This window comes from Binatus sp. (SeqCode) (assembly GCF_035272065.1).
Taxonomy (GTDB): Bacteria; Desulfobacterota; Binatia; order Binatales; family Binataceae; genus Binatus.
This window is the reverse complement of the sequence record NZ_DATEQZ010000009.1, coordinates 32,621-49,795: the sequence shown is the minus strand read 5'-3', so window position 1 is coordinate 49,795 and position 17,175 is coordinate 32,621. Positions and strand designations below refer to the sequence as shown.

The following is a 17,175-nucleotide window of genomic DNA, read 5'->3' as shown; positions in this document are numbered from 1 at the left end:
ACCAATAAGATCAAGCAAGAATCTCAACCAGTACGCTTCGACGCGCTTGTAGAAGCTCGTCGTTTTTTCTCTCGCGGCATACGCGTTCTCTTTTGTTTGCCTGGCAGATAAAGTTGCGGCTTCGAGCTCGCCGTCCTGGTTGATCAGTGCCGCGTTCCTGCCCGGCGGCGAGGGCAGGGCCCGCTTTGCCCGTTCGTTTTGTCGCCGTGTCTCCAAAGGATGCATTCCACGATCTCGCTATCGGATTAATTGAATGCGCACCTGTTTGATTTGTTGTACATTCGCGGGTGGCATGGCTGTTGCTTTTTCTTTGGCGTGAAGCACAGCTATCGAACTCGACCAAGCCGCCGACTCGGCTGCTTGCCTGCATTCTCGGCCGCTGTCCTGCTCACCTTCATCATCAGCGGGTGCGCGGGAGCGGTCGATGGTCAGTTACCGACGGTGGAACTATCCGCGAGCGCGTTGGCGCCGGTCGGCGGCACGATTCCCGTACTTGTCAGGCGCCAGTGCACCGCGAACTGCGGTTCGACAAGTTCTCCATTGACCCGTCAACAAGTCGCGGCGCTGAATGAATCAGGCCAATACGTGCAGGCAATTCCCCCGGATGACGCAGCCAAGCTTGCGGGAGGCACTCAAAAGCTGCTCGATGCGGTAAATGCACGCGAGAGCCACGCAATCACTATCGCGCGAGAATCGTCTTTTGAGGCCCAAAATACCTCCAGTGGCATATTCGCAATACTAGCGGTCCCCTTCGCTTTCGCCGAAGCGGCATCTTTGGGAACGCAGCCCGCCGAGACAATTGAAAAGATGAGACTCACGGAAGTTACAATCCCGGAATGCCCCCCTTCTCTGGAGGCGGCCCATGGGTGTCCAATCGGATCAGGAATTTCCCAGCTCCACCATGATCCCGCGATGGGTGGTGAAGGGTGGGTCTTTTTTCCGATGGGAAAGTATACCCAGGTGAAAGCCGCGTATGACTGGTCGCCGTCCATATTCACGGGCGAAGACAACCGGACGGAGATCATCATAGCGCCGTGGAATGGCTCATCCAGTTCCCCCGGCACTCCCCTTCCATCAGCCGCACAACCGTCAGAGCGTTCGTGAACTTACCCGCGAACATACCCAAACCGTAGCTTTCAGGACCCGCGCCTGCAAAGCAACTGCAAAGCGCGCCGCCTGAGGCCGCCACCACGGTCCATTATATGGCCATGACAACAGGGGCTGAGTCTCGGTTTTGCGCCACTTGACGGCCCCGCGGCGAACAGGTTCGCCTTTAGACTTGTCATCAAGATTTTTGACTGGGTTGTTGACAGCAATACATGATACAATTAGTTTTATTGCCCATCAAGACTCGTCAAGCTAAGGGGGCACTGCGAAGTTTCGATGACGGTGGAAGACGCACTGCGAAAGATCGCACTGTTGCGCAGGATCAGCACCGACAAAGGAGCCCTGGCGGCGGAGCGGGAGACTGCGCACCGCTTGCAGAAGGTGCTGATGGAGCGCTACGCGATCAAGGCTCAGGATGTTCCTGAGGGGGCTCCATCGACAACCTTTCGCTTGAACTGGACTTACTGGCGGGAAGCACTCGAAGAGTTCGGCCTGAGTTTGCAGCATTTTGGCGGGTGCGGCAGCGCCGAGGTCGGACGCAATAAGCTCGCCCACATACGGCTTGGTACCAACGAATGGTGGATCGAAGAGAAGTCCGCGACGGGTTTGCAAACCACGGTCCGCGACAGTGGTGTCGAATCGCTGCGCAAATACCTTAACGAGCACGCACCGAGGAACTACTCGTTTCTCAAGCGCTGACCGCCGCGACCGGCAGTCGGGCTCGAATCAGAAAGAAGGCTGGCGCAGGAGCGGGCGGGCGCGGTACCAGACATACAGCGCTATCAGCAGCACGACAGGGCTTTCGATCGCGGCGATCTTCACGTGGACACGTTGCGCATCTACTCCCAGGTTCGACATGATGAAGATCACGTGGCCCGCTACCACTTGCGCCATGTAGAGTAGTGCGAGGACTGGGCCCCAGCGCTGGCGCGTCACGATTCCGATTCCGAACGCGGCGATTATAATGGCTTGCAGAGCCATCGTGACGCGCGCCTCGTCGCCGTGGAACTTCACGCCGAAAATTACGTCTTCAATCTGCGCGCCGCCGCCGGAGAGGTTGAAGATTGAGCGCGCGAACAGAACCAGTGACCAGAGAATGCAGAGGCCGGCGAAGATTCGGAAGTCGCGCGGCCAGCGATCGCCGTCGCCAGCCATCAGCGGGTCAGCCATTTTGGGTTGTTGATCGCGAGCGCGTCGGCAAGCGATTGGCGAACATGGGCGCGCAGCTTGGGATCGTCGATTGCAATTGTTCCTGCGCGAATGCGCTCCGCCAGCTCAACACTTAGCGCCTCGACCTCGCCATCGTGGCCGAGCATCGCTACCAGGCGCGAGCGCTCGGCCTCGGCCTGCGCCTCGCGCAGTTCGAGCTCGCGGCGAACTGTGTTCAGCACGTTGACGGTGACGCGCGTCTGGAAGCGATGATAGCCCTCAAGGGTCGGCATCAGCTCCGATTCAAGGTACTTGACCGCGGCCTCGAGCAGGACCGCGGCTTTCGGGGTACTCTGTGGCATTAGTCAGTCCTTTAGTCAGTCGGATAGTCAATCGCGGCCTTCGATCAGATTGAGGAAATCCCAGAGCGGCTCTTCGACGCGCCGGCCGATCGCGCAGCGTTCTATGCCCACTTCTTCGGTTCCGCGAGCGCCCATGCTGAAGCATCCGATGCCCCAGCGCACGCTGCCGTAGGCCTCCCAGAAGCGCACGTGCGCCGGATCGACTGAGTGTCCGCTTGCTTTTTCGTAAGCCTCGAACAGGTCCTCGCGCGTGCCGAAGCCGCCGACCGGTTTCTTGCCGCCGAATCGCCACGTCTTGACGCAGACCCAGCCGAGGTCCTGCATCGGATCGCCGCTCTGCCCTATTTCCCAATCCAGCACGCAACGGATTCCTTCCTCGCCGACGATGAAGTTGCCGGCGCGGAAGTCGCCGTGCACAACGGTGTGGCACGTGTTGCGTGGAGCGTGCTGCTCGGCCCATTTGAGGCCTAGCTCGATAGCCGGTGAGTGAAAGCCGAAGTACTCGATGATTCGGCGCTGCGCCGCGATGTGTTCCGCCGGCGTCAGTTTCATCAGGAACGGGACTTCGGCGACGGGGATGCGATGAATCGCGGCGAGGATGGTGCCGCACTGCTTTGCCATCGTCGCGCGCGCACCTGCGAAGCGTTCTTCGCGCAGGATTTTCGTCGCGAGCGTCTCGCCTGCCACCCTTTCAGTGACGTAGCCGGCGCCGAGCCCATCTTCATCTTTCAGGATTGCGCGTACGCGCGGGGCCGGAACGCCAGCCTTCACCGCCGCTATCATCAGCCGCGCGTCTTCGTCGGCGGTCAGATGCGGCGAGACTCCCGCCAGCGGATTACTTTCGTCGTTGGCGCGAGCGCTTGCCAGTTGCAGGATGAATTGCCCGCGCCTGCCGGCGGCGTCCGCATCGAACGACCACGTCGTTTTGTTCGCGCCACCCGTCAGCCGTTGCAGATCGTGTACTGTGCCCGGCGCGCCGACATGACGCGCGATCGCGGCTTGCAGGCGCGCGGCGAAATCTTCGCTGCTCATGTTTGTCTTGCGCGCAGCGCCCTACTCTTCCGCCGGCTTTCTGTCCTTGAAAAATCCGAACAGGTACTGCGCGACGCGCCGCATCTGGATTTCCTCCGCGCCCTCCGTGATCCGATAGCGCCGGTGATGCCGAAAAATGTGCTCGAACGGCTTATGCCGCGAGTATCCGATCGCGCCGTGCACCTGCATCGCGCGGTCCGCCGCTTCGCAGACCAACCGATTCGCGCGGTAGTTGCACATCGCGACCTTGTCGGAGAGTTTCAGCGCGACCTCGGGCTTCGACATCTGATCCATCTGCCACGCGGTCTTGTGGATTAGATTGCGGATCATCTCGGCCTCGGTGTGGAGCTCGACCAGCGGCCATTGAATCGCTTGGTTGCTCGCGAGCGGCTTGCCGAACGGCTTGCGCTCCTTGGCGTATTTCACGCTCTCGTTGATGCAGTATTGCGCGGCACCGAGCGAACCCGCCGCCTGGCGGATGCGATTCTCGTGGACGAAATGCTGCGCCACCGCCAGTCCATTTTCCGGATCGCCGAGGATCGAATCGGCCGGCACCGCGACGTCGGTGAGCGAAACGCGCGGGTGATCGGTCGGCATATTGAAGGTCCACAAATATTCTTCGACCTTGAAACCGGCGCTTTTGGTCGGGACGATGAAGCAGGTGATGCCACGTGGGCTGCCGTCTTTGCCGCTGGTGCGCGCGAACACGAAATCGTGGGTGGCGACGTGCAGGCCGGTGTTCCACATTTTGGCGCCGGTGATGCGCCAGTGATCACCGTCGCGAACGCCGCGCGTCTCCATCCATGTCGCGTCGGAGCCGTGATTGGGTTCGGTGAGTCCGAACGCGATGCGCATCGAGCCGTCGAGCAACTTGGGGATGAATTCCTTTTTCTGCTGCTCGTTGCCGAAGTCGCGGAACATCAGCACCGTCGGCAGATTGCCGACGATCGAACTTTCGTTCTGCAAATCGTTATGGAGCCCGAGGCCCTTGGCCGCCAGGTATTCGCGGATGATCGCCATCGCGAGGTTGGTGCCGTCCTTGCCGCCGTATTCTTTTGGCAGCGCGTAGCGATAGTGCCCCGCCTTGTCGGCGCGCCGGCGCATCTCGCCGAGCAGAGCTTCCCATTCATGGCGCGGCAGGCCGTCGCGCTCGAAGTCGGTGCGCGCCCATTCGCGGCGATGGTCGAAAAAGCGGATGTTGTCGTTTTCGCGTTCGAGCGGCTTGATTTCTTTCTCGATGAACGCGTCCAGCTCGGCCAGGTAGGCTGTTACGTCGGCAGGAATATTAAAATCCACGGCGTTTCTCCTCAAGCGATGACGTTATGTGCGAGGCGTACCAGAGTGTGGTTGCGAACGGAAGCATCTTGGCTCGCGCTTACTCGACTATATCCAGCCAAGGCGAATTCCGCGCATCGATCGCTTTAACTCTCGGCCCGCTTTGCCGGTCGGGTGCGTCCGCGCAAATTTGTTCAAAGCCTTGCGAGCATTGGAGTCAAATGTTTTGAGGTCCTCGCTAAACTCCCACATTTTCGAGAGCGCGAAGATGCAATCGACCTTCAATCCCGGACGTTCGCTCGATAACAGGATCTTGCGCAACAGCGGTATGGCCGATTTCTCCCGATAGTAGGCAAGAGATTCCGCCGCCTGTCCCCTGACCTTCATTTTCTCCTGTTGGTCCGCCAGCAGTGCGATTAGTCCAGGAGCGATAGACGGTCTGCGGCGAAGGAAACCTATGGTGTGAATCGCGGCGACCCTATTCCACATTGAGCATTTCTTATCGTTCGCAATCTCCATCAGACGTTCGGCCGGAACGACCCGGTCGTGCTTCATTAGCCATTTCGCAGCTTCGAAGGCATCCACCGGCTCAGCATTTCGAACCGCGTCGAAAGCCCGCGCGACATTGAGACGCTTCACCACATGCGATTTCACTTCGCGAGGAATTCGCGCAACTGATTGGCGAGCTCCGCGGGTTTCTCTTCTGGAATGAAGTGGCCGCAATCGGCGATCGAGCCGCCCGATGCGTGAACTGCGACGCGGCGGAGCGATTCGACTACGAGATCGCCGCGGCCGCGCGGGCCTCCGCCACCGAGCCCCAGCGTCGGCATCGGGAGTTTGAATCCGGTTGCGAGTGTGGCGCGATTGTCCGCGACGTCCTGTGACAGCGCGCGGTAGAAGTTGAATCCGGCACGCATCGCGCCCGGCTGCGAGTAGGTGCGTACGTATTCCGCGATATCGGCGTCGCCGATCGCGCCAGCCACGTCGCATCCGTTCATGTAGAAGAATTCCAGATACAGCCGTTCGCGGCCATACACGAGCGCTTCCGGTAGATCGGGCACCTGATGGAACAGATGCCACCATCGCGCGCCGCGGCCGATTGCGTCCGCTGCGGTGCCGCCCGCCGGTTGATCGCCGGGGACGGGAACATCGAGCATCGCCAGATGCGTCACTTCTGCCGGATGATCCGCGGCGAGGCGAAACGCGACGGGTGCGCCCCAATCGTGACCGACGACGGCGAAGCGCGTGTGCCCGAAGTGGCTGTGCATGAGCAACCAGATGTCGTTCGCGACGCTTTTCTTGTCGTAGCCGGTACTTGGCCGCGAGGAATCGCCGAGGCCGCGCATGTCGGGCGCCACGAGCGAGTACCTGTCCGCCAGCAGCGGCATCACGCGGCGCCACTCGTACCAGGTCTGCGGCCATCCGTGCAGCAACACGACGGGCGCGCCCTGCCCCATCGTGACGTAGTGGATCCTGACGCCTTCGAGGTTGGCGTAGTGATGCGAAAATTCCGACGGCATCAATCAGCCGACTTCAGTTCGATGCTGCCAACCGGTCGCGGCGCGACTTTGTCAGCGCGTCCACGTCGAACTTGAACAGGCGCGCCGCATTCAGGCCAAGAATCTTCGCGCGCGCGTCTTCGGGCAGACCGCCCATCTCGCGCTCGATCGCTTCGGCCGAATGCGGCCAGCTTCCCTCGTGATGCGGATAGTCGTTCGCCCACAAGAAGTTGTTGGTCAGGTTGTATTTCACCGCGAGATCGAGGCCGACCGGATCTTCCTGGAACGACGCGTATCCGTGCTTGCGGAAATACTCGCTCGGCAACATCTTCAGCCGTGGCAGCGCCCACATGTGATGCTTGTGATAGGCCTCGTCCATGGCTCCCAGAGCCCACGCGACCCATCCGATGCCCGACTCGATGGCGGCAAACTTGAGTCCGGGGAAACGCTCGAGCACCCCGGAGCCGCAGAGATTTGCGACCGGCTCGATAGTCGGAACGAGCGAATGCGAAACGTAGTTAATGACCGCGCCGCCGTCCTTGCGCGCTGCGCGCGGATCGCGTCCGGTCGAGACGTGAAACGTGATCGGCAAATCCGCTTCCTGGATCACGGCCCACATCGGATCGAAAATCGGCAGGTTGTAGTTCGGATGCCGCGCATCGTGCGCGCCGAAGATCGGCTTGCACGGCAGCGTCAGGCCGCGAAATCCCATCTTCGCGACGCGCTCGACTTCCTTTATCGAGCCGGGCAAATCGGCCGTCGCGATGGCGGCGAGCGGCGACATGCGATCGTTGTACTTGGCGAACGTCTCCCACGCCCAGTCGTTGTAGATTTTGCATTGCGCATGCGCGAAGTCGGCGTCGGGCGTCGCCCACATCGTGAGGCCCTTGTTGGGGAAGATGACTTCCGCATCGACCCCGTCGCGAACCTGATCTTTCAAACGCTGCTCGGGATCCGCGCCCGCCTTCGAGCGCAGATGATCTTCGCCTTCGAGGCGGCTGTCGAGCAGGCGCGACCGCGCCCATCCCTCCGAGATTGCCCACTTGACGCCGTTTTCATCGACTTCGATTCGCGGCAGCCGATCGCGAAACTTGCGATCGATCCGATCGACCCAAAGATTCGACGGCTCATTGCAGTGACAGTCCGCCGAGATCATCAGGTATTTGTCCGGGTCGTCGGGTCGCGCCGTGCGCTTCCATCCGGCATGTCCGGGAGTCTCCAGTCGCCAACGGTTAGGTTCGTTGATCTCGCTTTCGTTTATATTTGCGCCTGACATTACGATACCTCCGCGGGGGCCCTTCGATTCGCTAACAGTCGTATGTTAGACGGACATTGCAAACTGTCAAGGAAACGCTGATGTGGTGCGCGAAGGTCAAAGGAGCCGGCAATTCCGAGAGATCGGAAACCGCGGAAAGAACAATCTATACCAGCGGTAGTGGTTCTCGGACGTTCGCGGCACCAAGGGTAGTTTCGTTCCGTCAAAAGTTGTTTCTGAAGAAAGCAAGCTTCGCGCGATTTCGAGAGAGCGCGAAGAGCATTTTGACTGTATGTCCATACCGTTATGCTTAGCACACCGAATCGAGCAGGGTCAGGCTGAATAGTTCATCCCCCAGAATTGAAAACGAAATGGAAGGCGGCGACTCGAAACCGGTACCGGCTTCGTTGGCGCGAAGCTGTCCGAGATCCCTCGTTGCGCTCGCTTTGCTCGCTTCGCTCGGGATGACAAAAGAAAATGACGTCGCGGAGTCGCGAACGATGAGTGGAGACCCAACCCCTAACCCATTTCCCCGTGTGATGGCGAACCATTCGCGGGAAGATTAGTTGTGTAAAGGTTGCCCATCCAGAGCGGAGTGTCATGGTTGTAATCGTCATGGGGGTCACAGGCGCGGGCAAGACGACGATCGGGCGCGCGCTCGCGGAGTCGCTCGGGTGGGAGTTCCACGACGGCGACAACCTGCATAGCGAGGCGAGCAAGCGCAAGATGCGTAAGGGGATCGCGCTCGATGATGGCGATCGGGCGCCATGGCTGAGAGCGATTCGAAAGTTGATCGAGGCGATGCTCCTGGAAGGCCACGATGGAGTCGTCGCATGCTCCGCGCTGAAGCAATCGTACCGCGACGAGATCGTCGTGGATCCGAACGCGGTGAAAGTCGTCTACCTGAAGGGATCGAAACAGGTGATCACCGAACGGCTTGGCGATCGCACCGGTCATTTCATGAATCCGGATCTGCTCCAGAGTCAACTCGACACGCTCGAGGAGCCTTGCGACGCGATCGTCATCGATGTCTCGGCGGTTCCGGAAGCCATTGTGAGCGCAATCAGAGCGCGGCTCGGGCGGTAGCCTGGCGATTACTCAGTCGTGGCGGGCGGTGTTTCTTCGATGCCTGGCGAGAGTTCTTCCAGCGTTTTGCCGCGAGTCTCGGGGACAAAGAACAGGACGATCACGATGCCTATCAGTGGACCGGCGGCGAACAGCGACGCCGCGTTGCCCAATCCACCAAGCGGGGCTGAGAGCAGGCCGATCAAGACGGGAGACAGCATCCAGCAGATCTGCCCGATCACCTGCACGCACAGGCTGTAGCCGGTTGCGCGAATCGCAGTCGGAAACAATTCGGTCGAGAGCGCCGAGGTTGCGGTGCGCGCCGCTTGATAGGCGAACATCGTGACGACTTCAGCCGCGAGGATCGCGCCGTGTGAGTCGCTGGTGAACAGCACGTACATCGCGGCCGCCGACATCAGGTAGAAGAAACTGGTGGTAAACTTTCGCCCGAGCCGGTCCATCAGGTATCCGCTCAGCATGCTGCCGATCGTGCCCATCGCGTAGGCCAGAATTATCGCCGCCGCGACCTCGTGCGATTTCCAATGATGATCGCGGCGGGCGTAGAGACTGAAGTATGTAACCGTCGGGCCGCCGATCAATCCGATCGAGTTCCACAGCCCGGCCATGACCAGCAGGCGCGAGCGGTACGGCCCGGCCAGGGGAGTCAGGCAATTGCGAATCGAGGTCCAGAAGGCGGGACGCGCCAGACCTGCCGCCGTGCGCACCCGCTCGAGTGCGATGAAGCGGGCCGTCTCGCGCAATCCGCGCCGCAAATACCAAACCATCACTAGCGGCGCGATCCCGAGCAGGTACATGCCGCGCCATCCCCATCGCGACTCCGCCATGATTGCGTAGGTAAGGGCGGCAGCGGTCACGCCGAGAAACGCCACCATGTGCAGCGCCGCGATGGCGCGCCCGCGCCGTGCGTCGGGAAATTCCTCGCTGATCATGGTGACCGCGACCCCGAACTCGGCCGCAAGGAATATCTGCGCCGCACTTTGAAAGATCGTGAACGAGCCCACGCCTCTCGAAAGCGCGGTGAACAACGTGAGAATCGTGTAGCAGAGCACGGTCACGGAGATGATCGGTTTTCGGCCGTAACGATCGGCGAGGATTACCACGAAGAACGACAGCATCCCGCCAAACCGAACGATTGTCGCCATCAGCCCGATGGCCGGATCGGCGAGGTGAAAAGTCCGCGCGATTTCGGGCGTGGCCAGGTGGAAGATCGTGATATCGTAGCCTTCGAAAATCGTGGCCGACATCAGCATTGCGAACAGCGCCGCCAGGTAGCGGCGCGGCCGCGGAATCCAGGTGGCTGGTTTTGGTTGTTCTGTCGGGCTGTTTGGTTGAGCGGCCTGCATCGCGGAACTTGCGCGCGCGAGGCGCACGTCGATTCGCTAAGGGTTTCAGATCGCGAAACCCCCGGCAAGCCGGGTCTTCCGCATCGCGACTGCCTATCTGGAACTGCCGAAGAGTTTTATGTGTTGCGGGCTATTTGCCGCGTCGTCCCGAAGTTCGAGCGTCCCCACGTACTTGCCGCGTTTATGCGGAGTGAACTCGACGGAGATTGTGCAAGTGCCCCCGTTCGGCGCGATCGTGTCGCAGGTGTTGGCGGTCACGTTGAATGGCGGAGTGGCTGCGGGAGCCGTCGTGAACGAGATCGGCGCAGCACTGTCATTGACCAGCGTAACGCTCTGCGCGGAACTGACCGCTTCAGCCGACACTTGTCCGAGGCTTATCGATTTTGGCGTCTTCAGCTTCGGTGCGAGGCCTTTGCCTTTCAGTTTGATTGTGCGGACTCCGTACGAGGCGTTGCTGTTTAACTGCAACTGCCCGATTCGTTTGCCCTTCGCGCTCGGAACGAATGCGACACCGATCGTGCACGAGGCGCCCGACTGCAGCACCGCTGGACAATTACTCGAGGTTACGACGAATCCGCTGCTCACTGTCGGCTCCCACATCGTGACCGGCGTCGTCGCCGCAGTGTTGATCACAGTTACCTTTGCGGCCTTGCTCTGGTGGCCCACCACCTGATTTGAGAAAGAAATCGACGTGGGGTTGGCCTCGAGCGTCGCGAAGACCGGGCTTGGTGAGGCGGTCGGCATCGGCGTCCCTGTGGGCGTGGCCGTGCTGGTCGCGGTCGGCGTTGGCGTCACCGTCGGCGTAGCTGTGACGCTCGGCGTCGGCGTCGCCGTCACAGTGGCGGTTGCGGTCGCCGAGGGCGTCGCAGTTGCGGTTGCGGTGGCGGTTGCAGTCGGGGTCGGGCCTCCCCTTGTTCCACCGGGGAACAATCCGAACACCGCAAGTTGGGTCTGCGTTCCCACGTAGACCGAACCGTTGGCTACGGTCGGTACAGTGAACTTCACTGCCGGACCGGGGTTATCAGCGCTGAACTTGTTGCTGTCGTATAACTCGGTCTTCAGGTTGGCCGCGTCGAAGGCATAAAGAACTGCGGTTCCACCTGAGTTCCATGCCCCACTGTTGATCGCCCACAGAATACCGCCGGTCGTGCCATTGGCGGAGATAACCGGCGACGCGCCCGGGGACGGAAACAAAAAGGCTGCCCCTGCTGAGATGGGCGGCGTCTGGATCAGTCCATTGGAGACTACAAACATCTTGGGCTCATCTGATACACCGACGGTGTAGATCATGTTCTGCAGGCCAACACCCGGCACGTTTCCTTGCCAGTACGCAGGCGTGCTGAACATTCCACCGACCGCGCTGTCAAGCTCCTGCACCATCTGATCCATGGCCGCATTGAATCCGCCCATGCTGTCACGATTCACAAGATAGAGGTTGCCCACTTTGCCAGCGCCGACCATCAGATGTGGATTCGGCCCTGGCTGATCGGGCAGCAGCAGGTTGCCGCCCGAACCCCCATGTCCAGGTCGTCGTCATCGAGAATGAGTTCGTTCAGCGGCGTGAAAGAACTGCTGACTGACATCGTACCGGTTGTTCCGACGCCGGGCGTCAGCCGGAGAAAGCTGTCGCCGTAGTTGACTGGCGACGCGCCAGTATCGAAAGTTCCGTTGCCGGTAATCGTGATCAAATCGCCGTTGGTGTCGACGCCCGGACCGCATCCCGCCTCCCAGATGCCGCCTTCGTCGCCGTTGGGGGTGGTGTTGTACACGACCACCCGCGCCAATGAGGTCTCGTCGTAGCCGAGAATCCATCCGTGGTAGGGCTGTATGTCGCAATGCGACGCGAAGCTCAAATACACCACGCCGTTCGCGAGCGTCAGCGCCGGGCGATCGTGCTGCAACAGCGGATTGAAGGCAATTATCCCGTCGACCGCATCCGGTGCGGTTCCCGGCACGCTCGCGGTAATCGTTACCGGACTGTTCGTCCTCTCCAGACCGTTCGTCATATCGAGCGCGTGAAGTTGCTGCTGATAACTGCCGGGCCCCAGCTTGACCTTGGACACGACGTAGAGCGTCCCGGTAGCAGGGTCGATCACTGGCGTAGCGGTGATCCCGATGATCGGCACCAGGTCGCCGCATCCGAGGTCGGACGCAGGCACCGCGGTAATCCCACTCGCCGGATTGATGAAGCTCGTATGCCAGAGCGCAGGTCCCGCATTGTCCGCGTCGAATGCGTAGACGCTGTCGTTTTCGGTCGCGACGTAGACGACGTTGTGCGTCCCCTGGCTCGCGATAGTCACGTTTGGAACGTAGAGCGGCTGCGCGTAGGCAGCGCCGTCGAGAGCGTCGGTGAACTGCAGGCCGAATTGCGATGCGTTGACCGTCGAGGGAGTCAGCACGCTCTCGGCGAGGTTTTGCCCGGTGCGGAAATTATCGTTGCGGTAAAGAAACGTCCCGTTGAAGCCCGGCTCCAACGCGCGCTCGGCGCCAAGCTGCGCCGAGCGCGATTCCCCAGCGCGCCCGCCGCACGTCCATTGACGGCCGCGCCTGAGATAATCGCGACGAGCGCCGCCGCACCCAGCACCAACCCTCGCAACACTCGCCCTGTCACTGTCCCCGCCGAATATTAATTTCCTTTTGCGGACGCATTTTACTGACGTAAGCGCAGTACGTCTATGCCACAAAAGCCAGTTACGGAAAATATCCAGCTTGAACCCGGCGCACGCAGAGCCAGAACGGAAACAGGCCCGGAATTCCGGGCCTGCTCCTGCTCGCGGGGCTTGGTCGCGATGCGTCTCCCCTCAGCCCGCATCGCGACCGCGAACGAAAACTCAATCAGCGAGGCACTACTCGGCTGTTCGCTACCATCACCGCCGCCGCATTGTCCATCCCCAGACTTGGCGGCAGATTTCGCCAGTTGTGAACCATCTTCGAAACGATCATCGCTAGAGCAATCAGTGCGCCAACTATGAGAATCAGATCATGCGATGACCTAAGTATCGTTCTTCCGTTGACTCGCATCGAACCCTCCCGGAGCGTTCGCCTCAGGGGCGCAACGCACCATCACAAGAGTTGTCATCGCAAGAGTTGGACCATTGTGGCGCGTAGTGTCGAAAAAGAACTGCATGACCCGATAAGGTGAATTTTTTCCTTTGGTCAAGGGATTTTTCGCCGATCTTCACCTTCACAGATCGGATCTCGGTGTCTTGATCATCCTCCCATTTGTAGCATTGCTGTCAAAAAACGTTGCACCGCTGCACTTCGTTTCAAATCGATCTTCGGCTGAGTTTCGCCCGACGCGGCCAATCTGGTTGAGTCAGACTCCCCGGTGAAAAGTCGGCGTCGCGATGGCCCCGCTCAGCGCGATCGTTCCCCAGCCTAACCCCGCCTCTATGTGCCCTGATTCATACAGACGGATGGTGCCGCTCGACCCGACCCAGTGATATATGGAATCGACAAAGGAGTTCTTCAGATGAGCGGCAAGAACATCACGATCAGGGCGCACGACGGCGGAACGTTCAGCGGCTACCTAGCGACGCCTGCGTCAAGCTCGGGTCCGGGGATTTTGGTGCTCCAGGAGATTTTCGGCGTCAGCGCCCATATCCGCTCGGTCGCCGACCGCTGGGCCGAAGAAGGATACGTCGCGCTCGCGCCAGATCTGTTCTGGCGCCTGAAACCCGGCGTCGATCTCGGCTTCAGCCCCGACGACGTCAAAACCGCGCGCGAGCTTGGCGGCCGCTTCGATATCGATCAGGGCGTGCGCGATATGGGCGACGCGCTCGCGGCGATGAAGGCGCGGACCGAGTTCAAGGGCAAGGCCGGCGCGGTCGGCTATTGCCTCGGCGGACGCCTCGCCTTCCTGGCCGCGGCTCGGCTCGGCGTCGACGCGGCGGTCAGCTACTACGGCACGCGCATGGACGGCCATCTCGAAGAAGCGAAGTCAGTGCGATGCCCAATCCTGTTCCACTTCGGCGGAAAGGACGCCGCGGTGCCGCCCGAAACGCGCGACAGGATCCGCGCCGCATTCAGCGCGCATGACGATGCCGAGTTTTACGTCTATGCGGACGCCGGCCACGCCTTCAACAACGATCGGCGCGCCGAGGCTTACGATCCGTTCGCGGCGCAGCTCGCGCGCTCGCGATCAATCGGATTGTTTCGGCGCACGCTCGGTCCGCGCTACGACCTGAGTGCGCTGTGGGACAATCACTCCGATCAGGAATTCAAGTATCGCGATACCGACGCGACGATGGCCACGATGACGCCTGAGGCCTACGTCAATCACGTCCCGACGCTGACGGGCGGCTACGGCTTCAAGGAACTGCGGCGCTTCTACAACAACCATTTCATCCCGCGCTTGCCCGCGGACACCAGGGTAGTGCCGGTGTCGCGCACGATTGGTGCCGACCGCGTCGTCGACGAAGTGATCTTCTGCTTTACGCACACATGCGAAATCGACTTCATGGCGCCCGGCGTCGCGCCGACCGGGAAATACGTCGAGGTGCCGCTGATCGTGGTGATCGAATTTCACGGCGACAAGCTCTACAACGAGCATATCTACTGGGACCAGGCGTCGATGCTCGCGCAGCTCGGCGCGCTCGACGCTAAAGGCTTGCCGATCGCGGGAATTGAAAGCGCGCGCAAGGCTCGGGGCGAACCGGTTCCGTCGAACGCGATGATGCCGGCGTGGAAGAGCAGCGAGGGCAAAAGCTAGACAGCGCCGGAACATCGCTCACAGCGCGCGGGCCGGCGCGGTGCAAGCGTTGTAGCAATATCATTCAGTTTGTCGGTTTTTGCGCCGATTTGGCTCCCGCACGCGTGGGCCGGCGTTGCTGATACGCAACATCGCAGCGCTCATCGCGGGTTGCCGCCGGGGCACGCTACATCGCAGTTGACAGCGTTGGGCCAACCAAAAGCGCTTTATCGGCGCGCGATTAGCTGCTGCTCAAGTTTTGGGCCGGTCCGCCCCCTCTTCGCCGCGTTCGCGGGCACGCGTCTTGCGTATTAACAATTTGTAGTGAATTTATGCAGTATTGCGGCACCGGATGACCCAATCCGGGCTGGCATGTGCCGTATTGGTTCCGGGCCTGGGGCGGAGGAGGACCGACATGCCAGCTGATCGCAGAATCTATCGCCGTGCTTTGCTCGGAATAATTATCGCGATCGCTTGTATCGCGCCGGGCGCGCGGAGTCTTGCCGCCGGTCCGCGATGGTGCATGACTCCACCGGCGCACGAGTGGCGCAGGCCGGCGACGACTTTATCGCGGACCAACTGCTCGTGCAGGCCCGCGGCGGCGTGTCCGACAAATGGGCAGCGCGAGTGTTCTCGAAACACGGCGCGAGCATTATCGAAACGATCCCCGCGGTCCATACTTACGTCGTCAGTGTGCCAGCTCAAAAGCTTGACTCGGTTCGCCGCGCGCTCGCAAGGGAACCTCAGTTCAAGTCGGTCAGCAAGAATTTTGCGCGCCGACTGCAGCTGATCCCCAACGATTACTGGTATCCGGGCGAGTGGCATCTGCCGATAATCGAGGCCCCGCAAGCGTGGGACATCACGATCGGTAATCCCAATGTGGTTATCGCGATTGTGGACAGCGGAGTGTCACCAGTCGCAGATCTTGCGGCCAAGCTGCTGCCGGGCACCAACCTTATCGATTCAACTGGAACCGAAGACGACTTGAACCATGGGACCGGCGTCGCGGGTGTCGCCGCAGCCTCCAGCAATAACTCGATTGGGGTGGCGAGCATCGCGTGGCTCAACGACATCCTGCCGGTGAAGATCTTCAACAGCACAGGGACCACCACCTGCTCTGCCGTGGACAATGGAATCATCTGGGCCGCGGATAACGGCGCCAGCGTCATCAACATGAGTTTTTCTGGGACCAGCGAGTGCAGCGGGGAATCGAGCGCGATCAGCTATGCGTGGAACAAGGGCGCAGTGCTGGTCGCGGCGGCTGGGAACTCGAGTTCGTCGACACCGAATTATCCCGCCGCATACAGCAACGTGCTCGCCGTATCGGCTACCACGAGCACTGATTCGTTCTTGTCCAGCTCTGACTTCGGCAACTGGATCAGCGTTTCAGCCCCTGGATGCGGCATCTACACCACCTACAACAACGGCGGCTATGGCGGCTCCTGCGGCACCTCGATCGCAGCGCCGGTGGTTTCAGGCGTCGCGGCGCTGGTGATGTCCGCAAATTTGGGACTGTCGAACGCGCAGGTGAATTCGATCATCGAGCAGAGCGCTGACGACCTCGGCACGCCGGGTTACGACGAATACTACGGCTGGGGCCGCGTGAACGCTTACAAGGCGGTGCTGGCCGCAACCGGCACGGCTGGTCCACCTCCGGACACGACGCCGCCGACCGCTTCGATAACTTCTCCGTCGGCCGGCGCAACCGTATCGGGAACGACAACGATCGACGTGGCCGCATCCGACAACGTCGGCGTCACGAAGGTTCAGTTGTACGTCGACGGTACTTCACTCGGTATCGACACTTCGACCCCGTTCTCGTTTGCATGGGATACGACGCAAGTGAGCAACGGCAGTCACAGCCTGGAAGCGATCGCCTACGACGCGGCCGGCAACCAGGGCGCGTCGGCAGTGGTCGGTGTGACGGTGAGCAATCCGGTGGCGACCCCGACGCTGACCCCGACTGCGACGCCGACCTCAAAGCCAACCCCGACTGCGACGCCGACGCGAACGCCAACACCGACCGCAACGCAGACGCAGACGCCAACAGCGACCGCAACTCCGACATCTACCTCTACCCCAGCGCCCGTCACGCCCTCCGTGTCAGTCATGTCGCCGAACAACGGCAGCGTGGTGTCCGGCGTGGTCAAGATACAAGTGTCGGCCAGCGACTCCTCATCGCTCACGCAGATGCAGGCGTTCGTCGACGGCAACTCGCTCGGCTCGTCAACGTGTTCGTCAACCTCGTGCTCGGGAAGTTTCAACTGGAACACGAAGAAAGCCTCCAACGGCACGCACATGATATCGGCGACGGCATCTGCCGCCAATGGAAAGGTGGGAACGAGCGCGCCGGTAAGCGTGACCAAGTAAGAACTGA

16 protein-coding genes are annotated in these 17,175 nt (G+C 60.9%); 5 read left to right on the top strand and 11 right to left on the bottom strand.

Annotated elements, in window-relative coordinates:
• Positions 1-225, bottom strand: a 225-nt coding sequence (locus VJX68_RS01430) for a hypothetical protein (protein WP_324093854.1), incomplete at its 3' end; no start/stop codon positions are given.
• Positions 226-249: 24 nt separating this feature from the next.
• Here VJX68_RS01430 and VJX68_RS01425 point away from each other — a divergent pair.
• Both VJX68_RS01425 and VJX68_RS01420 read left to right on the top strand, forming a co-directional pair.
• Positions 250-1,104 (top strand): hypothetical protein, encoded by an 855-nt coding sequence (locus VJX68_RS01425; RefSeq protein WP_324093853.1) that lies wholly within the window; start codon positions 250-252, stop codon positions 1,102-1,104.
• Positions 1,105-1,383: 279 nt separating this feature from the next.
• Complete coding sequence (locus VJX68_RS01420) at positions 1,384-1,806, top strand: hypothetical protein (RefSeq protein ID WP_324093852.1); 423 nt, start codon at positions 1,384-1,386, stop codon at positions 1,804-1,806.
• Positions 1,807-1,833: 27 nt separating this feature from the next.
• Here VJX68_RS01420 and VJX68_RS01415 read toward each other — a convergent pair whose 3' ends face one another.
• The 7 genes from VJX68_RS01415 to VJX68_RS01385 form a co-directional block, all read right to left on the bottom strand.
• Positions 1,834-2,277, bottom strand: coding sequence for a hypothetical protein (locus VJX68_RS01415; RefSeq protein ID WP_324093851.1), 444 nt, complete (start codon positions 2,275-2,277; stop codon positions 1,834-1,836).
• Complete coding sequence (locus VJX68_RS01410; RefSeq protein ID WP_324093850.1) at positions 2,262-2,618, bottom strand: DUF6285 domain-containing protein; 357 nt, start codon at positions 2,616-2,618, stop codon at positions 2,262-2,264. Before VJX68_RS01410 ends, VJX68_RS01415 begins: the two co-directional genes overlap by 16 nt.
• Positions 2,619-2,645: 27 nt before the next feature.
• The gene (locus tag VJX68_RS01405) at positions 2,646-3,650 is read right to left on the bottom strand and encodes a phosphotransferase family protein (protein WP_324093849.1); all 1,005 of its coding nucleotides are present in this window, start codon (positions 3,648-3,650) and stop codon (positions 2,646-2,648) included.
• Between the two features lie 21 nt (positions 3,651-3,671).
• Positions 3,672-4,946 carry an acyl-CoA dehydrogenase family protein gene (locus tag VJX68_RS01400; protein WP_324093848.1) on the bottom strand — a complete coding sequence of 425 codons (1,275 nt, stop codon included), beginning with the start codon at positions 4,944-4,946 and terminating at the stop codon, positions 3,672-3,674.
• A gap of 87 nt (positions 4,947-5,033) precedes the next feature.
• Positions 5,034-5,579 carry a HEAT repeat domain-containing protein gene (locus tag VJX68_RS01395; protein ID WP_324093847.1) on the bottom strand — a complete coding sequence of 182 codons (546 nt, stop codon included), beginning with the start codon at positions 5,577-5,579 and terminating at the stop codon, positions 5,034-5,036.
• Positions 5,576-6,445, bottom strand: coding sequence for an alpha/beta fold hydrolase (locus tag VJX68_RS01390; protein ID WP_324093846.1), 870 nt, complete (start codon positions 6,443-6,445; stop codon positions 5,576-5,578). The genes VJX68_RS01395 and VJX68_RS01390 overlap by 4 nt, the downstream gene beginning before the upstream one ends.
• A gap of 13 nt (positions 6,446-6,458) precedes the next feature.
• Positions 6,459-7,700 (bottom strand): amidohydrolase family protein, encoded by a 1,242-nt coding sequence (locus VJX68_RS01385; RefSeq protein WP_324093845.1) that lies wholly within the window; start codon positions 7,698-7,700, stop codon positions 6,459-6,461.
• Between the two features lie 579 nt (positions 7,701-8,279).
• On the opposite strand from VJX68_RS01385, the gene VJX68_RS01380 reads away from it, so the two are divergent.
• The gene (locus tag VJX68_RS01380; RefSeq protein WP_324093844.1) at positions 8,280-8,765 is read left to right on the top strand and encodes a gluconokinase; all 486 of its coding nucleotides are present in this window, start codon (positions 8,280-8,282) and stop codon (positions 8,763-8,765) included.
• Positions 8,766-8,773: 8 nt separating this feature from the next.
• On the opposite strand, the gene VJX68_RS01375 is transcribed toward VJX68_RS01380, so the two are convergent.
• The 3 genes from VJX68_RS01375 to VJX68_RS01365 form a co-directional block, all read right to left on the bottom strand.
• A complete protein-coding gene (locus VJX68_RS01375) occupies positions 8,774-10,108 on the bottom strand; it encodes an MFS transporter (protein ID WP_324093843.1) in 1,335 nt (444 codons plus the stop codon).
• A gap of 93 nt (positions 10,109-10,201) precedes the next feature.
• Positions 10,202-11,569: a choice-of-anchor D domain-containing protein gene (locus VJX68_RS01370; RefSeq protein WP_324093842.1), complete on the bottom strand. Its 1,368-nt coding sequence runs from the start codon at positions 11,567-11,569 to the stop codon at positions 10,202-10,204.
• On the bottom strand, positions 11,569-12,582 hold the full coding sequence (locus VJX68_RS01365; protein WP_324093841.1) for a PQQ-binding-like beta-propeller repeat protein: 1,014 nt from the start codon (positions 12,580-12,582) through the stop codon (positions 11,569-11,571). The genes VJX68_RS01370 and VJX68_RS01365 overlap by 1 nt, the downstream gene beginning before the upstream one ends.
• Before the next feature lie 998 nt (positions 12,583-13,580).
• Here VJX68_RS01365 and VJX68_RS01360 point away from each other — a divergent pair.
• Positions 13,581-14,819, top strand: a complete 1,239-nt coding sequence (locus VJX68_RS01360; protein WP_324093840.1) for a dienelactone hydrolase family protein — start codon at positions 13,581-13,583, stop codon at positions 14,817-14,819.
• A gap of 495 nt (positions 14,820-15,314) precedes the next feature.
• A complete protein-coding gene (locus VJX68_RS01355) occupies positions 15,315-17,168 on the top strand; it encodes a S8 family serine peptidase (protein ID WP_324093839.1) in 1,854 nt (617 codons plus the stop codon).
• Positions 17,169-17,175: the final 7 nt, after the last annotated feature.

Bases quoted from the DNA above. Each gene is read 5' to 3' on its own strand.
- VJX68_RS01420 (WP_324093852.1), top strand. From the start codon at position 1,384: ATGACGGTGGAAGACGCACTGCGAAAGATCGCACTGTTGCGCAGGATC.
- VJX68_RS01415 (WP_324093851.1), bottom strand. From the start codon at position 2,277: ATGGCTGACCCGCTGATGGCTGGCGACGGCGATCGCTGGCCGCGCGAC.
- VJX68_RS01410 (WP_324093850.1), bottom strand. From the start codon at position 2,618: ATGCCACAGAGTACCCCGAAAGCCGCGGTCCTGCTCGAGGCCGCGGTC.
- VJX68_RS01405 (WP_324093849.1), bottom strand. From the start codon at position 3,650: ATGAGCAGCGAAGATTTCGCCGCGCGCCTGCAAGCCGCGATCGCGCGT.
- VJX68_RS01390 (WP_324093846.1), bottom strand. From the start codon at position 6,445: ATGCCGTCGGAATTTTCGCATCACTACGCCAACCTCGAAGGCGTCAGG.
- VJX68_RS01385 (WP_324093845.1), bottom strand. From the start codon at position 7,700: ATGTCAGGCGCAAATATAAACGAAAGCGAGATCAACGAACCTAACCGT.
- VJX68_RS01380 (WP_324093844.1), top strand. From the start codon at position 8,280: ATGGTTGTAATCGTCATGGGGGTCACAGGCGCGGGCAAGACGACGATC.
- VJX68_RS01375 (WP_324093843.1), bottom strand. From the start codon at position 10,108: ATGCAGGCCGCTCAACCAAACAGCCCGACAGAACAACCAAAACCAGCC.
- VJX68_RS01370 (WP_324093842.1), bottom strand. From the start codon at position 11,569: ATGGTCGGCGCTGGCAAAGTGGGCAACCTCTATCTTGTGAATCGTGAC.
- VJX68_RS01360 (WP_324093840.1), top strand. From the start codon at position 13,581: ATGAGCGGCAAGAACATCACGATCAGGGCGCACGACGGCGGAACGTTC.
- VJX68_RS01355 (WP_324093839.1), top strand. From the start codon at position 15,315: ATGGTGCATGACTCCACCGGCGCACGAGTGGCGCAGGCCGGCGACGAC.